The sequence below is a fragment of the Neobacillus niacini genome (genome assembly GCF_031456445.1).
Lineage (GTDB): Bacteria > Bacillota > Bacilli > Bacillales > Cytobacillaceae > Neobacillus > Neobacillus niacini_I.
On sequence record NZ_JAVDUQ010000053.1, the window covers coordinates 1 to 20,994 of the forward strand.

Annotated in this window: 19 protein-coding genes, 1 pseudogene and 2 riboswitches; of the genes and pseudogenes, 13 read left to right on the plus strand and 7 right to left on the minus strand. The window is 40.8% G+C overall.

The window, feature by feature from the left end; genetic code table 11:
* Positions 1–151 precede the first annotated feature (151 nt).
* On the plus strand, positions 152–973 hold the full coding sequence (locus tag J2Y67_RS25985) for a GNAT family N-acetyltransferase (RefSeq protein ID WP_310178831.1): 822 nt from the start codon (positions 152–154) through the stop codon (positions 971–973).
* A 74-nt stretch (positions 974–1,047) separates the two neighbouring features.
* Positions 1,048–1,590: a DUF4865 family protein gene (locus tag J2Y67_RS25990; RefSeq protein WP_310178832.1), complete on the plus strand. Its 543-nt coding sequence runs from the start codon at positions 1,048–1,050 to the stop codon at positions 1,588–1,590.
* Between the two features lie 75 nt (positions 1,591–1,665).
* Here J2Y67_RS25990 and J2Y67_RS25995 read toward each other — a convergent pair.
* Positions 1,666–1,986 (minus strand): annotated as a pseudogene (locus tag J2Y67_RS25995) (amino acid permease); the annotation flags it as partial.
* A gap of 487 nt (positions 1,987–2,473) precedes the next feature.
* Positions 2,474–2,683, minus strand: coding sequence for an amino acid transporter (locus J2Y67_RS26000; protein WP_310178834.1), 210 nt, complete (start codon positions 2,681–2,683; stop codon positions 2,474–2,476).
* A 676-nt stretch (positions 2,684–3,359) separates the two neighbouring features.
* On the opposite strand from J2Y67_RS26000, the gene J2Y67_RS26005 reads away from it, so the two are divergent.
* From J2Y67_RS26005 to J2Y67_RS26045, 9 genes are all read left to right on the plus strand, one after another.
* Positions 3,360–5,147 carry an assimilatory sulfite reductase (NADPH) flavoprotein subunit gene (locus J2Y67_RS26005; RefSeq protein ID WP_310178868.1) on the plus strand — a complete coding sequence of 596 codons (1,788 nt, stop codon included), beginning with the start codon at positions 3,360–3,362 and terminating at the stop codon, positions 5,145–5,147.
* A gap of 17 nt (positions 5,148–5,164) precedes the next feature.
* On the plus strand, positions 5,165–6,886 hold the full coding sequence (gene cysI / locus J2Y67_RS26010; RefSeq protein WP_310178836.1) for an assimilatory sulfite reductase (NADPH) hemoprotein subunit: 1,722 nt from the start codon (positions 5,165–5,167) through the stop codon (positions 6,884–6,886).
* Positions 6,887–7,009: 123 nt separating this feature from the next.
* Positions 7,010–7,112, plus strand: a riboswitch (SAM riboswitch).
* Between the two features lie 65 nt (positions 7,113–7,177).
* Positions 7,178–7,333 (plus strand): YezD family protein, encoded by a 156-nt coding sequence (locus J2Y67_RS26015; protein WP_256218441.1) that lies wholly within the window; start codon positions 7,178–7,180, stop codon positions 7,331–7,333.
* Positions 7,334–7,448: 115 nt separating this feature from the next.
* Positions 7,449–8,165 (plus strand): phosphoadenylyl-sulfate reductase, encoded by a 717-nt coding sequence (locus tag J2Y67_RS26020; RefSeq protein WP_310178839.1) that lies wholly within the window; start codon positions 7,449–7,451, stop codon positions 8,163–8,165.
* Between the two features lie 36 nt (positions 8,166–8,201).
* On the plus strand, positions 8,202–9,272 hold the full coding sequence (locus J2Y67_RS26025) for an inorganic phosphate transporter (protein WP_310178841.1): 1,071 nt from the start codon (positions 8,202–8,204) through the stop codon (positions 9,270–9,272).
* A 27-nt stretch (positions 9,273–9,299) separates the two neighbouring features.
* Positions 9,300–10,454 (plus strand): sulfate adenylyltransferase, encoded by a 1,155-nt coding sequence (sat, locus tag J2Y67_RS26030; RefSeq protein ID WP_310178843.1) that lies wholly within the window; start codon positions 9,300–9,302, stop codon positions 10,452–10,454.
* 13 nt (positions 10,455–10,467) lie between these two features.
* The gene (gene cysC, locus J2Y67_RS26035) at positions 10,468–11,067 is read left to right on the plus strand and encodes an adenylyl-sulfate kinase (protein WP_310178846.1); all 600 of its coding nucleotides are present in this window, start codon (positions 10,468–10,470) and stop codon (positions 11,065–11,067) included.
* Positions 11,068–11,294: 227 nt separating this feature from the next.
* Entirely contained in the window at positions 11,295–12,074 is a 780-nt protein-coding gene (gene cobA / locus J2Y67_RS26040) for a uroporphyrinogen-III C-methyltransferase (RefSeq protein WP_310178848.1), read from the plus strand.
* Between the two features lie 20 nt (positions 12,075–12,094).
* Positions 12,095–12,823, plus strand: a complete 729-nt coding sequence (locus tag J2Y67_RS26045) for a sirohydrochlorin chelatase (protein WP_310178851.1) — start codon at positions 12,095–12,097, stop codon at positions 12,821–12,823.
* 93 nt (positions 12,824–12,916) lie between these two features.
* Here the strand turns inward: J2Y67_RS26045 and dapA are convergent, their stop codons facing one another.
* On the minus strand, positions 12,917–13,786 hold the full coding sequence (gene dapA, locus J2Y67_RS26050; RefSeq protein WP_310178852.1) for a 4-hydroxy-tetrahydrodipicolinate synthase: 870 nt from the start codon (positions 13,784–13,786) through the stop codon (positions 12,917–12,919).
* A gap of 222 nt (positions 13,787–14,008) precedes the next feature.
* A riboswitch (Lysine riboswitch) is annotated at positions 14,009–14,189 on the minus strand.
* 245 nt (positions 14,190–14,434) lie between these two features.
* Here dapA and J2Y67_RS26055 point away from each other — a divergent pair.
* Complete coding sequence (locus J2Y67_RS26055; protein ID WP_310178854.1) at positions 14,435–16,015, plus strand: flavin monoamine oxidase family protein; 1,581 nt, start codon at positions 14,435–14,437, stop codon at positions 16,013–16,015.
* Positions 16,016–16,291: 276 nt separating this feature from the next.
* On the opposite strand, the gene J2Y67_RS26060 is transcribed toward J2Y67_RS26055, so the two are convergent.
* Positions 16,292–16,477, minus strand: coding sequence for a hypothetical protein (locus J2Y67_RS26060; RefSeq protein WP_310178856.1), 186 nt, complete (start codon positions 16,475–16,477; stop codon positions 16,292–16,294).
* Positions 16,478–16,590: 113 nt separating this feature from the next.
* On the opposite strand from J2Y67_RS26060, the gene J2Y67_RS26065 reads away from it, so the two are divergent.
* A complete protein-coding gene (locus J2Y67_RS26065) occupies positions 16,591–17,445 on the plus strand; it encodes an MBL fold metallo-hydrolase (RefSeq protein WP_310178858.1) in 855 nt (284 codons plus the stop codon).
* A 41-nt stretch (positions 17,446–17,486) separates the two neighbouring features.
* On the opposite strand, the gene J2Y67_RS26070 is transcribed toward J2Y67_RS26065, so the two are convergent.
* From J2Y67_RS26070 to J2Y67_RS26080, 3 genes are all read right to left on the minus strand, one after another.
* On the minus strand, positions 17,487–17,783 hold the full coding sequence (locus J2Y67_RS26070; RefSeq protein WP_310178861.1) for a YggT family protein: 297 nt from the start codon (positions 17,781–17,783) through the stop codon (positions 17,487–17,489).
* Between the two features lie 514 nt (positions 17,784–18,297).
* Positions 18,298–19,572, minus strand: coding sequence for an L-cysteine desulfidase family protein (locus J2Y67_RS26075; protein WP_310178864.1), 1,275 nt, complete (start codon positions 19,570–19,572; stop codon positions 18,298–18,300).
* A 452-nt stretch (positions 19,573–20,024) separates the two neighbouring features.
* The gene (locus tag J2Y67_RS26080; RefSeq protein WP_310178866.1) at positions 20,025–20,690 is read right to left on the minus strand and encodes a zinc ribbon domain-containing protein; all 666 of its coding nucleotides are present in this window, start codon (positions 20,688–20,690) and stop codon (positions 20,025–20,027) included.
* Positions 20,691–20,994: the final 304 nt, after the last annotated feature.

The window sequence follows — 20,994 nt, forward strand, 5'->3', positions numbered from 1 at the left end:
GAGACATTAACGCAGGAATCAACCTTAAAAATGAAGCTATAAGACTTCTAACCGCAGGGACTGCGGGGATAGCCTAATCAATAACTGGTGGATACACCGGTGTTCTTAGGAATCTCCTTCTTCAAACAACCAGTAAGGGTGTTAAGGAGGAGTGGTTCAAGATGAAGACTTAAATGAGTTTGAGCCGAATGCAGAAAATCCAACATATATTATCACTAATAACCAGGGGAAGGTAATGGCGGCGGTCTCTCTCATAATGGATGATTACAATCAAAGAGGACGAAGTGCACGTTTTAGAATTTTTCATTCTAAAATAAAGAACCCTGAGTGTTACCAATTCCTTTTGGATTCCATATTAATTCACACAAAAAAGTTGGATAAAATCTTTCTCTTCATTCCGTTAAAAAATAAGTCCCTGTCTAAATCGATAGAACAATTGGGTTTTACTGTTGAACGGTACTCCTTCCTGATGATAAGAGAGGATTTAGACGTTCCCGATGTTATTTTTCCAAACGATTACACTATAAAAAACTTCAGACCTGGAAGGGATGAAGAAATTTGGTGTGATGTTAGAAACGCGGGATTTGTAAGCCTGAAGGGGAGTGAACCACCCATAACACCTGAGAACGTTAAGAAAATGGTTTCTAGTGACGATTACCTTGAAGCTGGGATGAAAATCTTATTTCATAAGGAAAGGCCGATAGGAGTTGTTAGGGGTGCCGACGATGAGCATGATGATGAACCAATTATGAATATCGGACCGCTGGCGATCCTACCCGAATATCAAGGAAAAAGCTTAGGAAGACTCTTACTAAGAGCCTCTCTTCAATTTGCCAGGGACAATTTTTACAAAAGAACGATTCTTTCAGTAAATGGAGATAATGAAAGGGCAAAGGAGTTATATAGGAAAGAAGGCTTTAAAGAAGTGGGCGCGTTTGCATGCTATCAATTTGATAGACGTACGCTCTTATGAAAATTTCCAATTTATGTTTTAATAAAATTGATAAATTAATATTTTTTTAAAATGTGAGAAGAGGAGAAAATAGTATGATTGCAACACAATACAAAATTACATTACCTAGTGATTACGATATGAATATCATCAAAGAGCGAGTAAGAAATAATGGTCATAAAACAGACGGATTTGATGATCTAAAATTTAAACTGTATTTAGTATCCGAAAAAGGCATCAATCATAATCTGCAAAATAGTTATTGCCCCCTATATCTGTGGAAAGGCAGCAACGGGCTGAACAAGTTTTTGTTTAATGGTTTTTATGATAATATCATCAATTCTTTCGGTTGGCAGCGAGTAAATGTCGGAATTCCACTAATTGATACCACAACATCTAAAATCAAAGAAAATAAATATCTCTTTCACATTACAAGAGAAATCCCACCACAAGGAAGTTTAAATAATTTAAAGGAAAAAATAGCGGAAGGGATTCCAACGATTGATCATGCAGAATATATCGTTATTTATAATCCCGATAAATGGGAGTACGATGTATTCTACTTTTTAAGTGATTTAACAAACGTAAAGGATATGAGTGGAGTAATTTATACTATACTACACATCTCACATGAATAAAAAAATGATGTGTGCACATTCACACGTCATTTTTTTATGTCATTTATAATCAAATAGAAGCCATCTCAAAACCATTTATGCCTTTCGATGTTCATCGAAATCAAATTTGCATTCTTTTAATGGAACCACTTTTGTTTTCTTGGAAAATTTTATATCCGAGCCACATCACAAGGAACAATAGAATCCCAAGGTAGGCGGAGAGAACACTGCCCCAATCAATATGATCACTCATAAAGGCTTGATAATTTTGTGCCAATAGGACGATCAGACATAGTGTGAAAGCAAAGATTGGCCCGAACGGAAACCATTTTGAACGATAAGGAAGATCTTCCAATGAATGTCCTTGGCAACATAGGCTTTTCGGAAACGATAATGGCTTGCGGCATTCCCCAGCCAAAAGAACGATTCATCTAACGAATATCTATGAGGATTGAATAATTATATAAAGATGCTGGAAGGTACAGAATGGCTGTTTCCTAGCCGCAGGGGGGATAAAGTCTATAACACGTATTCAGGCCTATAGATAGCTAAACAAGGCTGCTAAAATGGTGGATATAGAGGACGGTATCGGCACACATTTTTTTATCACAGAAACAAGCGCGTGAATTCTTAAATATTACTCGGGCCACGATTTTACGGTAGGAAGAACAAGGTAAAATTAAACCTTATAAAACCAGCGGAGGGTTGGACAAGTGTCTTTACTTGAGAATCTAAGGCAAATGTTACGATTTGTTATGATTTGATAGAGCTGGTATATACGGACCAGGCTTAACGGATTTTCCTTATCAGGAATGGGACTATGTAAATTTATTGGTGGGGTCCTACGGGCAAAAGTGCAGAAAACATATGTTAAGGTTATTATTAAGAAAATCTTGGGATATTCTCACTTCACTATGCTTAAAATGATAATTAGTAAAAATGTTATTAGAATGAAAAACATACTGAAATAACCAATAAACCTAATTGGCTTTGGCTGTTTCCTAAGCTTGGTTTTTGTAGGGTCTGCAACATTACCCTCAATCTTATTAAAATGGTCTATTACATCATTAAATGGTTCCTTTTTATCTTCCATATCATCACCCCGTTTAATCATTATTTTAACATATACATCTCAAATATTAATAAAATATATTAAATTTTAACAATTATTATATATTATGTAAATTTTGCAGGAAGCAGGACTTTAGTCCCGTTTATTTTGTCTGTTTTATATAAATATGGAAATGAACATCAGTATTGGAACCAATATGAAATTCCTGCATATCAAAAGGCGCTAAAAATAGGAAGTTAAAGCAAAACTTCTATAAGGAAAAAAAATCGAAGAATGCAAGTATTTCCGAAGCTGATTTAAATAAGATGTGGGAGAAACAACAGCAAAAATTAGTAACAGAAGCAAACGTTGAATCTCTGCAATAATTAGTAGAGATATGCCAAATACCTAGAATGCGATATCGGAGCCAACCTATTTCAGAATCCTAAAAATCGCCTTCGACTCAAACGACGAACCCGTCTACCTCTCTACATTTATGTATGAAACAAGCAAAATAAATTTGACCGTTCATCGTGCGAAATAGACCATGCCAATATATCTGTTGTAGTTTTTTTTTGCCGTAAATTAAATTTATTTTTAAAACCGACTTGACTTATAGGAATTGTCAAATTATTATATTATTAATCTATTAGAGAGACTGAATAGTAAAAAAATTCGTGTCCCGTGATATTTCGAAAATGGGGTTTTTGAATTTTAATTCCTTAGTGAGGTGGATATGTTGCAACTTCAGGTATTAAATAGTCCTTTTAGTCAGGAGCAGGCAGAGCTCCTAAACCGTATTCTGCCAACATTGACAGACCAACAAAAGCTTTGGTTAAGCGGATATTTAGCTGCTTCCCAGTTTTCGGCGGCACCGGCTGCTTCTCAAAGTACCGGACAGACCCTATCCAAAGATGTGACCATTCTTTATGGTTCACAATCCGGAAATGCAAAAGGGCTTGCGAATAAAGCAGCCAAAACATTGGAAGGAAACGGTTATCTAGTCACACTTTCTTCTATGAGTGATTTTAAACCAAACAATTTAAAGAAAGTCCAAAACCTGCTGATTGTCGTGAGTACACATGGGGAGGGAGATCCTCCGGATAATGCGATGACCTTCCATGAGTTTCTTCACAGCAAAAGAGCGCCAAAGCTTGAGGGCCTCCAATTTTCTGTATTGTCTTTGGGTGACAGCTCTTATGAATTTTTCTGTCAGACAGGTAAGCAATTTGATTCCCGTCTTGAGGAACTTGGCGGAACAAGGCTTTATCCACGTTTTGACTGTGATGTCGATTTTGAGGAACCAGCTGCAGAATGGCTTGAAGGGGTTCTTAGCAGCCTAAAAGATGCTCAAGGAGCGGGAGCTGCTGAAGTAGCCGCTGCTGCCAGCACGCTGCAAACAGCTGAATCCGTATTTTCCAGAACCAATCCGTTTAAAGCAGAAGTTCTTGATAACATTAATTTGAACGGGCGCGGTTCGAATAAAGAAACGCATCACCTTGAATTATCACTTGAAGGATCTGGTCTTGCATTTGAACCGGGAGACAGCCTAGGCGTGTATCCTGAAAATGACCCGGTACTTGTTGAACTGCTTCTAAGTGAATTGAAATGGTCAAAAGAAGACCAGGTAACCGTTAAACAAGGGGATGTTCGCACCCTTCAAGAAGCACTCCAATCTTTCTATGAGATTACGACATTAACAAAACCGCTTCTTGAAAAAATTGCTCAGCTATCCACACATGAGGAATTAAAAGAGCTAGTTGCACAAGGAAATGTAAAAGAATACATCACTGGACGTGATTTACTAGACCTAGTTCGGGATTTCGGCCCATGGGGGAATTCAGCACAGGAATTTGTCTCGGTCCTTCGAAAAATTCCAGTTCGTCTTTATTCGATTGCGAGCAGCTTAGCCGCGAATCCTGATGAAGTACATTTAACTATCGGCGCGGTTCGTTATGAAGCACATGGCCGGGAAAGAAAAGGCGTAGCCTCCACATTTGTAGCAGAACGTCTTGAGCCCGGCGATCATGTTTCTGTCTTTGTTCAACAAAATGAAAACTTTAAGCTGCCTAAAAACCCAGAGACCCCAATCATCATGGTTGGACCTGGTACAGGTGTTGCACCGTTCCGTTCCTTTATACAAGAACGTGAAGAAACCGGTGTCGAAGGAAAATCATGGCTGTTCTTCGGGGACCAGCATTTCGTGACCGATTTCCTTTACCAGACAGAAATGCAAAAATGGCTGAAAAATGGTGCATTAACGAAGTTGGATGTTGCTTTCTCTAGAGATACAGAAGAAAAAGTATATGTACAGCACAGAATGCTTGAGCAAAGCAAAGAACTTTTTGAATGGTTAGAACAGGGTGCAGTTGTATACATCTGCGGAGATGAAAAACATATGGCGCATGACGTTCATAATACTTTTATTGAAATCATCGCAAAAGAAGGCGGCTTAAGCCGTGAAAAAGCGGAAGAATATCTGGCTGAATTGCAGCAACAAAAACGATATCAACGTGATGTATACTGAGAGGAGTTTTTTCAAAAATGGTAAATCAAGTTTTAAAAGCGCCAGACGGTAAACCAAGCGATGTTGAGCGAATTAAAGAAGAAACTGACTATTTGCGCGGCACGCTGAAAGAAGTAATGCTCGATCGAATCAGCGCCGGTATTCCCGATGACGATAACCGCCTAATGAAACATCATGGCAGCTATTTGCAGGATGACCGTGACCTTCGCAACGAGCGTCAAAAACAAAAATTAGAACCTGCTTATCAATTCATGCTTCGTGTTCGTGCTCCAGGCGGAGTCGTGACACCGGACCAATGGCTTGTATTAGACGGTTTGGCCGATAAAAATGCAAGCGGGACGATTAAACTGACAACAAGACAATCCTTTCAATTCCATGGAATTCTAAAATGGAATATGAAAAATACGATTCAGGAAATCCATAAGTCACTATTAACTACATTGGCAGCATGCGGCGACGTGAACAGGAACGTCATGTGTAATCCGAATCCGTATCAATCCGATATTCATGCGGAAGTTTACGAATGGGCTAAATATTTGAGTGATTATTTATTGCCGCGTACACGAGCTTATCATGAAATCTGGCTCGATGAAGAAAGGGTGGCTGGCACACCGGAAGTGGACGAAGAGGTTGAACCATTATACGGACTAACGTATTTGCCTCGTAAGTTTAAAATTGGAATTGCGGTTCCACCTTCGAATGATATTGATGTCTTTTCACAAGACCTTGGCTTAATAGCGATTGTCGAAGACGATAAACTAGTTGGTTTTAACGTGGCAATCGGCGGCGGCATGGGCAGCTCGCACGGTGACAAAGCAACCTATCCTCAGGTAGCTAAAGTGATTGGTTTCGTGACACCAGATAAAATTGTCGAGCTTGCGGAAAAAACAATTACGATTCAACGCGATTACGGTAACCGTTCAGTCCGTAAAAATGCTCGTTTCAAATACACAGTGGACCGCCTTGGTTTGGAAACTGTTAAAGAAGAATTGGAAAACCGCCTTGGCTGGAAGCTGGATGAAGCAAAGCAATATCATTTTGATCATAATGGCGACCGCTATGGCTGGGTACAAGGGATTGGCGACTCGTGGCATTTTACCCTGTTTGTTCAAAACGGCCGGGTGGCAGACTTCCCTGATTACAAGTTAAAAACTGGCTTACAGGAAATTGCCAAGGTGCATACTGGAGATTTCCGTTTGACACCAAATCAAAACTTGGTGATTGCCAATGTATCTAGCCAGAAGAAGAAAAAGATTTCCGAACTTATGGATCAATACGGCTTAACCAATGGTCATAATCAATCAGCGCTTCGCCGTAACTCCATGGCATGTGTGGCGCTTCCAACCTGCGGCTTGGCGATGGCAGAAAGTGAACGATATTTACCGGGGTTGATTGACAAAATCGAAGAGATTGTCGATGAAAACGGCCTTCGCGACGAAGAAATTACCCTACGCATGACCGGCTGTCCGAATGGATGCGCAAGACCGGCGCTTGCTGAAATTGCTTTAATCGGAAAAGCAGTGGGTAAGTATAATTTATATCTTGGTGCCGCCTTTGATGGCAGTCGTCTAAACAAAATGTACCGTGAAAACATTGGTGAAGAGGAAATTTTGAGTGAGCTTCGTATGCTTCTTTCCCGTTATGCGAAAGAGCGCCATGATGGTGAGCACTTTGGTGACTTTGTCATCCGTGCGGAAATCATCCAAGCTACAACAGACGGGACGAATTTCCACGATTGATCGAAAGGATCCAATCAAACTCGTATTCTCAATAATTAGGAAACAGAATTTTTGGAATTTTTATAATTAGATTATTGACAAATCCTATGGGTATGGTAGGATATAAAATATAAACAAAATACTCGCTTATCTAGAGCGGCTGAGGGACTGGCCCGTTGAAGCCCGGCAACCTACAAAAGCAAGGTGCCAATTCCTGCAAAATGGAATCCATTTTGAAAGATAAGGTGTTACACGGAAGTACAAACGCCTTTTCCAAATGGGGAGGGCGTTTTTTGAAAGGCGGCGAATCAGCTGAAACCATCTGAGTGGGAAGAAGTTACTTCACATCTTGAGAAAATGCTTGAAACGTTGAATTTTGGCTCCATCACACTTGTTGTTCAGGATGGAAAAGTAGTGCAAATAGAAAAAAACGAAAAGGTTCGTCTACAAACCAATAAAAAACGCTGACTAGAAAAACTAGAGGCAGTCTTCACCATTACAGGTGGCAGACTGCCTTTTTAAAAAAAGAAAAAGGTGAAGTAAAGGTGAAAAATTGTTTTTTTAAGGAAGGAGTTTTCCCAAGATGACAAAAGCTGTGACCTATGAAAACTGGAATCAGATTTCTGACAGTTTTCAAACTGGGGATAAAACAAAGGGGGCTCGTGCTGTCTTAGAGTGGGCTTACCAAAATTATTCCGAAGACAAAATCGTCTATGCCTCGAGCTTCGGTGCAGAAGCGATTGTGTTAATTGATTTAATTCAACAGGTAATACCCGATGCCCATATTGTTTTTTTAGATACGGGCCTGCACTTTCCGGAAACATATGATGTCATTGATAAAATTGAAGCCCGCTTTCCTTCTCTAAAAATAGAGCGGAAGCAGCCAGCCTTGAATTTAGATGAACAAAGAGAGCAGTATGGTTCAGCTTTATGGAAAAAAGACCCGAACCTTTGCTGCCAAATCAGAAAAGTCATCCCGTTAAGAGAGACTTTAACGACAAAAGAGGCTTGGATTTCCGGACTTCGCAGAGAGCAATCGCCAACGCGCAAGGATACCCAGTTCCTTAACAAGGATGAAAAATTTGAAAATATTAAAATCTGCCCGCTCATTCACTGGACCTGGGATGAGGTTTGGGCGTACATCCGTGAAAAAGATCTTCCGTATAATCAATTGCACGATCAAGGCTATCCAAGCATTGGATGTTTTCCTTGTACACAGCCGGTTGAGACGGGCGGGGATTCCCGTGAAGGAAGATGGGGTGGCAGTGGGAAAACAGAATGTGGTTTACACACAAAGTAACGTGAACATTAATGCGGGAGAAAGGAGGTCATCTCGATGCTTACAATCATTGCCATTACTATCGGGTTATTTTTTGCAGTAAATATTGGGGCTAGTGGCGCAGCTGCCTCAATGGGGATTTCGTATGGGGCAGGTGTAGTAAAAAAACGGGTCGCATTATTTCTCTGTGCCATTGCCGTTTTTCTCGGTGCATGGCTTGGCGGTGGAGAAGTAGTAAAAACAATTGGCGGCGGAATTGTTCCTAGCAGCACGTTTACCGTTGCGATTGCGTTAATTGTTTTAGCATCAGCGGCGTTATCTTTGTTTTTAGCTAATATTTTTGGCATTCCGCTCTCGACTAGTGAAGTTGCTGTTGGGGCAGTGGTTGGAGCCGGGGTGGTTTACCAATCCGTATTTGTCGGCAAGTTCATGTGGATTGCACTGTTTTGGCTGCTGACACCTTTTGCAGCCTTTGTGATTGCCATTCTCGCGGCAACCATTTTAAAAATAAAGTTTATCAAACGATTGATTGAAAAGCCGAAGGCCGGACCGGTCTTAGCGGTCCTAGTGGTCTTGATGGGATTGTTTGAAGCTTTTTCAGCTGGAATGAACAATGTGGCGAATGCGGTTGGCCCGCTGGTTGCTGCAAAATTGATGTCCACTGGTGATGCCATTCTTTGGGGCGGCTTAGCTGTTGCGTTAGGAGCAATTCTTTTTGGACACCGCGTGCTTGAAACAAATGGGAAAAAAATTACGAAACTTAAGCTCGAAGAGGGCTGTGTGATATCTGGAACGGGAGCAAGCATTGTCACAATTGCCTCTCTATTCGGGATACCGGTTCCGTTAACGCAAATCACGACATCTTCGATCATTGGGATCGGTTTTGCCAAGCACGGGAAATCCGTTTTAAAAAAGGATATTGTTGTGCAACTCCTAACGGTATGGATGGTTTCTCCCGTATTATCGATGGTGCTGTCCTATACGATTATTCAGTTATTGATTGAAAAAAATGGGTATTCCATTGTTGCCATGGCCGGTGTAGTGATTTCCGTTTTAGGCGTAATGTTCTTGATGAAACGGTCTGCATCATCAGGGGCGATTTCTCAAGCTAATATTTCAAAAAAATAAAAACGAGTAAAGAAAGGTTGAGTGTAGATGTCATTCGTATCAAAACCTCACGGAGGAAAACTAATCCAGGCATATGATCCAAATTATAATTTTTCAAATGTAGAAAAAGAAATTGAAATTGATGCAGTCGCTCTAAGTGATTTAGAACTAATCGGAGTTGGTGTATTCAGCCCGTTAACCGGCTTTCTCGGGAAAGCAGATTACGAATCCGTTGTGGAGCGTATGCGCTTAGCGAACGACACAATCTGGTCGATTCCGGTTACACTGCCAGTCTCTTATGAAGTAGCGGAAACACTTGTAGTGGGAGAAGAAGTGAAACTTGTGTCTAATAACGAAGTGTTCGGAGTGATTAAGGTTTCTGAAACGTATGAACCTGATTTAAATAAGGAAGCTCTCAATGTGTATAAAACAGAGGAGCTAGCCCATCCGGGTGTAAAGCGTCTTTTTGAAAGAGGACCAGTTTATGTTGCCGGGGATATCGTACTTGTGAAAAAGCCGGAAAAAGGCGTGTTCGGCGACGTATGGTTTGAACCAAAAGAAACGCGTGCCTTATTTGAAGAAAAGGGCTGGAAAACCGTCGTTGGGTTCCAAACAAGAAATCCGGTTCACCGTGCTCATGAATATATTCAAAAGGCAGCGCTTGAAACGGTTGATGGCCTGTTCTTAAATCCGCTTGTTGGTCAAACGAAGTCTGATGATGTCCCTGCAGATGTCCGTCTAAAAAGCTATCGCGTTTTACTAGAAAACTATTATCCAAAAGAACGTGTCCAATTAGGCGTTCACCCGGCAGCGATGCGCTATGCCGGCCCAAGGGAAGCCATTTTCCATGCGCTTGCACGTAAAAACTATGGCTGCACACATTTCATTGTCGGCCGTGACCATGCAGGTGTTGGTAACTATTATGGAACTTATGATGCCCAGCATATTTTTAGCAATTTTACAGAAGAAGAGCTTGGAATTAAGCCATTATTTTTCGAACATAGCTTTTACTGCACGAAATGTGATGGAATGGCATCTGATAAAACTTGCCCGCATGACAAAGAAGATCGTGTAATCCTTTCTGGAACTAAAGTAAGAGAGATGCTAAGAAGTGGTGTTCTTCCGCCATCTACTTTCAGCAGGAAAGAAGTCGTTGAAGTTTTAATTGAAGGAATGAAAGAAAAATCAACTGTTGAAGTGTAAGGGGGACTTGGGTATGACACAATCTACGAATATCACATGGCATGAAACAACGATTACAAAAAATGACCGCCGTTCCCAGAATGGCCATGGAAGCTGCACACTATGGTTCACAGGTCTTTCTGGTTCTGGAAAATCAACGATTGCGAACGCGGTATCGAACGAGTTATTCCGTCTTGGGATTAATGAATATGTGTTGGACGGTGACAATATTCGTCATGGCTTGAATAAGGATTTAGGTTTTTCAGAGCATGACCGGACGGAAAATATCCGCCGGATTGGCGAAGTGGCGAAGTTATTTGTTGATAGCGGCAAGGTGATTACAACGGCCTTTATTTCTCCGTTTCGCTCCGATCGCCAGCAAGTTCGCGAATTATTTGAAGAAGGGGAATTCATCGAGGTTTTTGTTGATTGTCCAATTGAGGTTTGCGAGCAGCGTGATCCGAAAAAGTTATATGAAAAAGCACGCCGCGGCGAGATTAAGGATTTTACAGGAATTGATTCTCCTTATGAAGCGCCGGAGAATCCAGAAATCACTTTACGGTCCGATTTGTTATCGGTTGAGGAAGCCGTTGGGCAAGTTATTGCTTATTTGCGGGAAAAAAATATTTTTTAATGGAACTATGACTTTGAAAAATAGATTTGGGGTGTAAAATTACACCCTTCCAGCGGATTTTATAGTTTTTTCAGCAAGTTTTGAGAGCTTTATCCGCGAATCTGGGCAATTTATCTGCGAATCTACGAGGTTTATCTGCGAATCTGGGCAATTTATCCGCGAATTTACGAAGTTTATCCGCGAATCATCAATTACAGAAAAGGCATAAGGAAAGGATGTTGGATTTCATGGTTGGCAAAGTCTATTTAGTTGGTGCGGGTCCTGGTGATCCAGATCTAATTACAGTAAAAGGATTACGCTGCTTGCAGCAGGCTGATGTGATTTTGTATGACCGGTTAGTAAATCCGGAACTCCTTCAGCATGCCAAAGCAGATGCACAGTTGGTGTACTGTGGCAAGCTTCCGCATTATCACACAATGAAGCAGGAAACCATTAATCACTTTTTGGTAAAGTATGCGAAAAAAGGCTATACGGTTGTTCGCTTAAAGGGAGGCGACCCATTCGTTTTTGGACGTGGCGGGGAAGAAGCTGAGGAATGTGTGAAACATCATGTGCCGTTTGAAGTGGTACCGGGAATTACTTCCGGAATCGCCGCATCCGCCTATGCCGGCATACCGGTCACCCATCGCACGTTGAGTAAAAGCTTTGCTTTTATCACTGGACATCAAGCAGCCGGTGATAAAGAGGCTGAGCATCAGTGGGCCCATTTAGCGAAAGCCGTCGATACGATTTGTGTTTATATGGGAGTATCCCACCTTCCTACGATTGTTAAGCAATTGGTGGAGAATGGAAAATCCCCGGATACGCCAATCGCTCTTGTTCACTGGGGGACTTTAAATGATCAAAGAACAGTAGTCGGCACCCTAGAAACGATTGAAGCACGCGTGAAAAAGGCAAATATTGCAAATCCAAGTATGATTGTGATTGGCGAGGTTGTCCGCTTGCATGATAAACTGAACTGGTTCGAGGAGGAAATTGTCCCTCATTTACCGGTCGTTCAAGGGTAAGATAAAAAGGAGCCGTCTGCATGAAAGCAATTCTTTATATTGGTCATGGAACAAGATCAAAAAAGGGAACTGAAGAGGTAAAATCCTTTTTGAATAGGGTAATAGAACGTGTGAATGTCCCGATTCAGGAAATCAGTTTCCTGGAATTGACGGACCCTTCCATTGAGGTGGGCTTTCGGAGATGTGTGGAAAAAGGTGCATCGGAGATTAACGTTGTGCCGATTTTTCTTTTAGCTGCCGGTCATATTAAGGAAGATATTCCGAATGCACTATCCGTATTAGGCAAACAGTATCCAGAGGTCCAAGTCAAGGTAAGGAATCCGTTTGGCGTGCAGGATCAAATTCTCGATGCGATTGCTGAACTGATAAGAGGGGCGGCAGGAGAGGTAACTTCACAGGATTCCCTTTTGATTGTTGGCAGGGGCAGCAGTGACCCGAGTATTCATCATTCCTTTGCGCGGATTGCCAATGGAATCCATGAACGCCTCCAAACGGACTATGTGTCTGTTTGTTACTTAGCTGCGGCGGAACCTAGATTGCAGGAGGGGATTGAGGCGATTTTGGAGGCAGGTTCCGGGAGGATTATCGTCATTCCGTATCTATTATTCTCCGGCCTGCTTTTGACCGAAATTAACCAAATGATCCGCAAAAAGCAAACAGAGGACCGGGAAATCATCTGTACCGGTCAACTGAGCCAGCACCGTGTGATTGAAGACATTGTGGTCCGCGGATTCGACAAAATTCGGTGAGTGCCTGTCACCACCTGAATTTTGTCGAAAAGTTCAGTTGAAACAAAGAGGCGCCATCCCAAAAAAAACGGGAGGTGCCTCTTTTGTTGAAAATTAAACAAGCTGTAGAATGCTTTGTAGTGTGATTGTTTCTTCTTCGGTTAGTGGGACCATTGGAAGGCGGACGCCGCCAACGTTGATTCCTTTCAGATTTAGGGCCGCTTTTACCGGTGATGGGTTTGGAGCAGCAAATAATGCTTTCATGATTGGAAGCAGTTTGCGATGGGCTGCAGCCGCCTCTTGGACATTGCCATTTTTAAAAAGGTTGATCATTTCCTGCATCTCATTTCCAATGATATGGGAGGCAACGGAAACAATTCCTGCACCGCCGATCGCTAAGACCGGAATGGTTAAACCATCATCACCGCTATATAGCGTGAAATCACTTGGTGTTTGGCTGATCACTTCTGCCATGGCATCTAAATTGCCGCTTGCTTCTTTTATCGCTACAATATTTTGAATCTGGGAAAGACGAACAATGGTCTCAACGGACATGTTAACCACGCTTCGCCCAGGGATATTATAAAGCATAACCGGTAATGATGTTGACTCAGCAATGGCTTTGAAATGCTGATACATTCCTTCTTGGGATGGCTTGCTGTAGTATGGAGCCACGAGCATAATTCCATCAACACCAGCTGCTTCAGCCTGTTTTGTTAAACTGATCGAAGCCCTAGTATTATTTGAACCTGTTCCGGCGATGACAGGAATTCTGCCATCCACAACATCTACAACAAATTTAAAAAACTCTACTTTTTCTTCTGAGGATAAAGTAGGAGATTCACCTGTAGTCCCTACCACTACCAATCCATCTGTTCCATTATCAATTAAATAATTTACTAGCGTTCTGGTCGCATTGTAATCAATTTCACCTTGCTGATCGAAAGGTGTAACCATAGCAGTTAAAACTTGGCCAAAATTCATTTTTCCTCACCCTTTAAATTATTTTTTTAGCCGATAGGAAAGTATAACTTTCCTATCAGGCATAAGTGCAACTACGCCTCATGAACCGCCCTTAGGGGCTCGCTAGTCGGCGAGTTTTCTTTATAAATTAGAGGTGGCTAAGGACATTCCAAGTCAACGCAAAAAAGCAGCAACGAAGGCTCGCTGCTGCAATAGAAACATAAATAAAAATCAAGTTCCCGTGCGTGAGATAGCCCTCCATATAGTTCCCTATATGACAGTTCTGTATTTATTCAATAGCAGAACCAGCTCTAAGACAAATGAGAGTCTTAAAAGCTTCGGCAAATTCCCCTTTCCACAATCATCCCAGGACCTCAATATCCTCCAAATGTGTACTAATGGTCTTTGCGCCTCTATCCTCACTTCAAAAGGTTTGAAGTAAGAAAATATTTAATTAACTCTAAATATATCAGATTTGTCCTTCTATTTCAAGGGGGACAATGCTGACAAAATTCGAGTGGTGCCTGTCCCCACCAGGGGTTATTGACTGGACCACTTTTTTTTATCAAATCTTCGTTAAATAGTCCAATTTTTACTCGAATTTTAAATTTCTAACCATCTAGCCTACAGCAATTTCACCCCCCTTACATACTTTGTTAAAAGAAATTATTGCAGCAAAGTAAAAAAGGGGTTGATTTTTATTTGGGACATACACCATTAGTAAGAATGATGCAGATGGCGTTTTTGATGGTTCATGCGGAAATGGAGAAACAAAGTAATGGACAAGCTAATAGGCAGATTCATTCCATTCCAAACCATGCGAAAATTGAGAAAGAGCAGTCTTTGAATGTTTACAAGGGTAAACAAAATAACCCGAAAATTGTTATTGTTGGAGCAGGCTTAGCGGGTCTCACCTGTGCCTATCGGCTGAAGCAGGCCGGGATTACAGCTAATATATATGAGGCAACAGACCGGGTGGGCGGACGATGCCGAACAAGGAGAGATTATTTTCAAGAAGGTCAAATTGTCGAATGTGGGGGAGAGTTAATTGATTCAAATCATAGAGAAGTTCAAGAGTTTGCTAAAGAACTAGGGCTAGAAATAGATAATTTGATTATGGCAGAATCTAAAGGTACAGAACCCATTTACTTTTTTGATGGAAAACCATATACCTTTAAAGAAGCAACTGAGGATTTCCAAATAATTTATTCTAAACTTCAAAGGGATCTTAAAGAAGCTGGAGAAACCACGAGATATAATCATTATACCGAACGTGGCTATGAGCTTGATCATATGTCCATTGTCGATTATATCAATGAGACAGTTCCTGGAGGCATTAACTCCAGGTTCGGCCAATTAATAACGATTGCTTATACCATTGAATATGGAGCAGATGCCCATGTACAAAGCGCATTAAATCTACTTTATCTATTAGGATTTACGAATTCCTATCAAATGTATGGAGACTCAGATGAGCGATTTCATATAAAAGGCGGAAATGACCAGCTTCCCATGTTATTAGCTAGGAATCTAGATGGACAAATTAGATTCAATTCTGAACTGATAAAAATTGAACAAAATGAAGATGTAAAGCTTTTTTTTCGGAATAAGGAAAAAGAATGGATCGTTTTGGCTGATAAAGTTATTCTCTGCCTTCCTTTTAATATTTTAAGAAGTATAGATTTTCAGAATGCAAGATTTCAGCCCTTGAAAAAAATAGCGATTAGGGAGCTGGGGATGGGAGTGAACACGAAGCTGCATGCCCAATTTGCTAGCCGTTATTGGTGTGAGCTAGGGAATAATGGTGAAACATTGGCAGATACAGGTTATCAGCAGACGTTCGAGTCAACACGTGCGCAACATGGAGATGCAGGGATTCTTGTAAACTATACTGGCGGAGAGAACGCAGCTAAGTATGATGCTTCAACGGAAAAAGGAATAAGGGAAATGACAAAAGATTTCTTGGACAAGCTTGATATGGTACTACCAGGAACTGTGAGTAACTGGAATGGTATATCAACGATTGATCACTGGCTTAGTAATAAATGGTCAAAAGGGTCGTATTCGTTTTGGAAGGTTGGTCAATATACTAAATTTGCTGGAATCGAAGGTGAACGAGAAGGGAATATCTTCTTTGCTGGGGAGCATACATCGATTCATTTTCAAGGTTTTTTAAATGGTGCGGTTGAATCGGGTGAAAGGGCTGCGAAAGAAGTAATTGATGATTTAAAAGACTATGGTACAGTTTAAAAAAATGAAGCGGTCCTATAAAAAAATTAGGACCGCTTCATCGCCAAATCGATTGTTGAAACCCACAACGGAACAATAAAAGTTTCCAGCGAGATCGGAAAAGGGAGTAAGTTTACTATCCAGGTTCCTAAAATTCGGTGATAGGCATCGTTCGCGGACAAATGCAGTTGTTTTGTCTGCCACAGGCGGACGGTGATTTATTGTGTTTTGATTGTGGTATTAAAACACACCCAATAGGATTCGGGTGTCTTTTAATATTGTCGTAAAGTTTTAAAATTAAGCCTCTAATATCAGCTTTTCTTTTTCAACCTCCATTGCCGTTACAATGTAGGCAAATCCGTTCATAAGGAAGTAAATTACATTAGACTGGACCCGTTCAGTTTCTCCTAAATAAGTGTTTATAATGATGATGACGGAATATAAGACAACAAAAAATAATGCAATTTTATTAAAGATAACCATATGCTAACAACTCCTTTATTTAGGATTTCTTATTGTTATCATATTTATTTAGTGCCGGTCTTATGCAACCCTTAAAATTTAACCCGATTGATTTGATATAATGAGGGAAATAGATGATGAAATTTTTAAAAAAAGAAGGAGAAGCCATGATTCAATTTCAAAATGAATACATAATGGTGTTTCAAAGTGCCTTATTTCAAACGACTTGTACTGTAGTAGATGCAAAGGATTTTGTTCTTGTTGTTGACCCAAACTGGCTTCCGCATGAAATAGAGGAAATCAAGCAATATGTAGCGCAGATTCAAGGCGAAAAAGAACTGTATCTTTTGTTTACGCACGGTGATTTCGACCATGTCATCGGCTACAAGGCATTCCCCGGTGCCAAGGTAATCGCTAGCAAGGGACTGAAGGAGCACCCAAATAAAGCGGAAAAAGTGGGCTTGATTCAGCAATTTTATAATGAAAATTATATTAAAATTCCTTATCCGATTGTTTTTCCGGAAGTGGATATTGTCATCGAAAAAGACGTCCAACAGCTTAAGATTGGCGGTACCGCTATCACCTTCTATCTGTCTCCGGGGCATACCCATGACGGATTATTTACGCTAATCGAGCCGGAAGGCATCTGGATTGCCGGTGATTACCTATCTGATTTCGAGTTGCCGTTTATCTACGACAGTGCAAAAGCATATGAAGAAACACTTCGAAAAGCAGAGGAGATTCTTGAGAAGCATAATGTTTCTGTTTTGGTACCAGGGCATGGACATGCAACGACAAGCAAAGAGGAGATTAAGCGTAGAATTCACTTGGCGGAAGACTATCTCGAGAGATTAATTACCGCCGTTAAAAATGAGGATTCAGAAGCAATGGATGCCTTGGAAAAAGAAATGGCCTTCCCATCGAACTTCACCAAAAACTGCCACAAGGATAATGTTCGGATCATTCGGAGGGAATATATTACTGAATAACTTTCGACAAAATTCGGGTGGTGCCAGGCACCACCCGAATTTTAAACACCTATGAAATTCAAAGAGCGGCGAAGGCCTTCCAAAGCAAATGCACTTAAATATCTAAAAGCAAATAATGCGATGATTGGTGAAAAATCAATCGGACCAAATGGAGGGATAAACCTTCTAAAAAAGATTAAATACGGTTCAACCAGTTTGTGTATCCACATGCCAATTTTTGAAGATTGAAATGCAGGAAGCCAGGAACCAAAAATGGATATTAAGATTAGCCAATGGTAAGCTTCAAATACATATTGTCCAATTAGAAAAAGGGTAGAGCCCAATTTTATTTCTCCCATCTATTATAAATTGTGTAAAATCCTATACCTTGTACTATGACAATATTTATACGTATAAATACCAATTTGGTTTCAATATTTTTTTCATTGTGAAAAAATAAACATTTCCTCAGCAAGTGAAAAAGCTGTCCTTTGATTTGATAAGGACAGCGTTCTCTAATATTTTTTATCTATAACGGCAATCTTTATTCTTCTTCGGTATAAGCTTCGGTTGTTGTATCCCTGCAATCCCAGCACTCAGCACGAGTCCTTTCCATGATCGACAATTCCATTCCACAAGAAATGCAAATATCCATAGCTTCATATGCCCCTTTCCGGTGAGAATGTTTTAAAACATATTTATATATATTCAAAATATTATGAAATATTACTATGTGAGCTTGTATTAAATGAAAAACACCCTGTCCCTACCCAGAATGGGCGAAGTATCACAGGTTAAATCCGAATTTTTTCGAGAAAGTCACACAAAAAAGCCGGCAGCACTGCCGGCTTTACATTACGGGGTCATCATGATTTATTTTTCAAGCATAAGCTGTAGGATGAGTTGATCGGTTTGCCGGGTTCCTTCGTTTCCGAGTTTGCAGAAGCTTTCAATGCTTCTTTCTACGTCGTCGTGAATGAAGCCATCTGTTGACTGGATTTCTTGGTTGTTAAGTGCCAGAAGGGCGGATTGAACGGCGACATTAGAACAAGTCGAGACCTTCATCGCGCAGCCTGCTTTTGCTCCATCACAGATCATTCCTGAGACATTGCCAATCGTATTTTGAATTGCTGCTTTAATTTGCGGAAGACCGCCATCAAGCAGGTAAACAATCGCGGCGCTTGCTCCCATCCCGGCAGCGGTTACACCGCATAAGGCGGACAAGCGGCCAAATTTGGATTTGATATGAATTGTAACCAGATGGCTGAGGGCAACCGCACGGATCATTTTTTCCTCTGAAACCTTCAGCTTCTCTGCGACAGCAACCACTGGAAGAGTTACCGCAATTCCTTGATTTCCACTCCCTGTATTCGCCATCACCGGAAGGGTAGAACCTGCCATCCTTGCATCTGATCCTGCAGCGGATAGCGACATAGCGGCAGTCGCTAAATCATCAGAAAGATATCCCTTTTTTACATTTTCCTTAATGGTTCGGCCAACATTCAGCCCATACTCTCTGGAGAGTCCCTCAATCCCAATCCTCTTATTTAATTCGATGCTCTTTTTTACAAGCTCTAGGTTATGAGGGTCTACTGTCAAAAGCCAATCGTAAATTTCATCGATGGTCAGTTCTTCTAATTCCTCTTCGTCAGTTTGAATGCCAATATTTTCGCAGCCGCCGAGGAATACCGTTTTTCCATCTACCTCGATTAGAGTGATATTACTGTGATTATCAGATATAACTACTTTTGCAGTCTGCTGGTCTGTTTGTAAAACTACTTTTATATAGAGTCTTTTCGGAGTATTTGCCTGACCGGTTGTAACTTTCCCTGCTTCAATAAGTTTTAATGCAAGCCGTTCATCTTCTGCTGTGAGCCCATCTAGAACCTCTAGATTCTTATCGGGGTCTCCCGCTGCTGCACCAAGTGCTGCAGCAAAATCCATCCCTTTAGCCGACATGCCTGGAATTCCGACTGATTTCGCATTCTTAATAATATTTCCGCTCGCATTCACATGAATCTTTTCAATTTTCCCGGTTGCGTAGCTTCTCGCAGTCGCCGAAGCCAATGCAATCGCAACCGGCTCCGTACAGCCAAGAGCAACCACTAACTCTCTTTCCAAAATAGACAAGATTTTATCTTTCCCCATCCCCGCTCACCCTTGCTTTCCCAATCGACTTTTCCTAAATTCTATCATACAAGGAATCAAAAGCTATTAGGTATTTTTTGGGGTCTGAATGTATTCGACAAAATCTGAATGGTGTCACCACACGGATTTTGTTGAAAATAAAAGAGAGGCACTCTCCCGTTTTATTTCCGGGTGGTGCCTGGTCCCAAAAACCTATATAAATCTATACATTGGTATATGAATATATAGACTTCGAGTAAGTCGCTCCTTGCCATCCGCAAGGTCATGGTTGAGCCAGTGAATGGACGGTTCAAAACAAAAACTGTCTTGCCAACATCCATTCTTCCCACAACCGTAAAAAAGGATAAATCTTTAGGGGCCGCCCTACCCCTTATTCAGTAAAATGCAGCTCCTTTTAGGAAGAGGGTGGCGTACACTTGTAATAGGGCGGCCCCTTTTTGTTAAACTATTTTTTAAATTTGACGCTTTTCTAAGATTTTTTTCACTTCATTATAAGGTGTATATAAATTAATTTCTGAATCCTCTTTTCTCTTCTTAATATTTTTTCCAGCATTTATATCAGCATGCCCGTGGCCGCATGTCTCACAATCAAATACTTCACCGGTTCTTTTTCCAAAAGAGCCACACCTATGGCAGGTTTGGGAAGTATAAGCCGCATTAACAACTGTGTATGTAATACCCCCAGCTTCACATTTGAATTCGATCCGTTCTCTTACATAACCTTTGATCCAACGAGACAACTTCCGTTTCACATGTTTAGGGAACTTATCCTTCCAATTCACAAAGGAAAGGTCTTCTGAAATGACCTCACTCGGCTTTTCCTGTTGGAAAAATTGATTCAATGAAAAATTGATATAACTTTTTACCGTAGCGTCATGCCTTTCTTTTTGAACATTGTATTTTTTCTTGCCAAAGTTATGTTTCCAGATGTTTTGGGCTTTTTGATCATTTCCTTCTTTTTCGTATTTTTTCGCTAAGGCCCAATATTGACTCCGCACTTTGTTCTTCTCATTTAAGCGTTCTGTTTCCTTATTAAGGAGATGGTTTAATTTCTCACCATAAAGATTGCCGGAAGAAGTAGCAATCAGTGTTCTATGGCCTTTATCGATTCCAACCACGTTCTCTTCTTTCCAGTTTGTTTGTTGTTTCGATTTTACAAGATGGTTTAATTCAATCTTGTTTTCCTTGATGATTACACGAATATTTCCATTGTATTGATTTCGGTCTGAAAGACGAATTCTTATTCTTTTTCTTGGCTTAAGTGATGTTATTTCACTGAACCTCTCATGACTGAAGTCACGAGGTTCTAAGGTACTTTCATTCAGCCTTCGTCTGAATGACCGAAAACGAGTTTTCGGCTAACATCAGCCACTCAGCTATTTCCCTTAGACTTTCATGGGCAAGGCAGCTTTTGCTGCCATT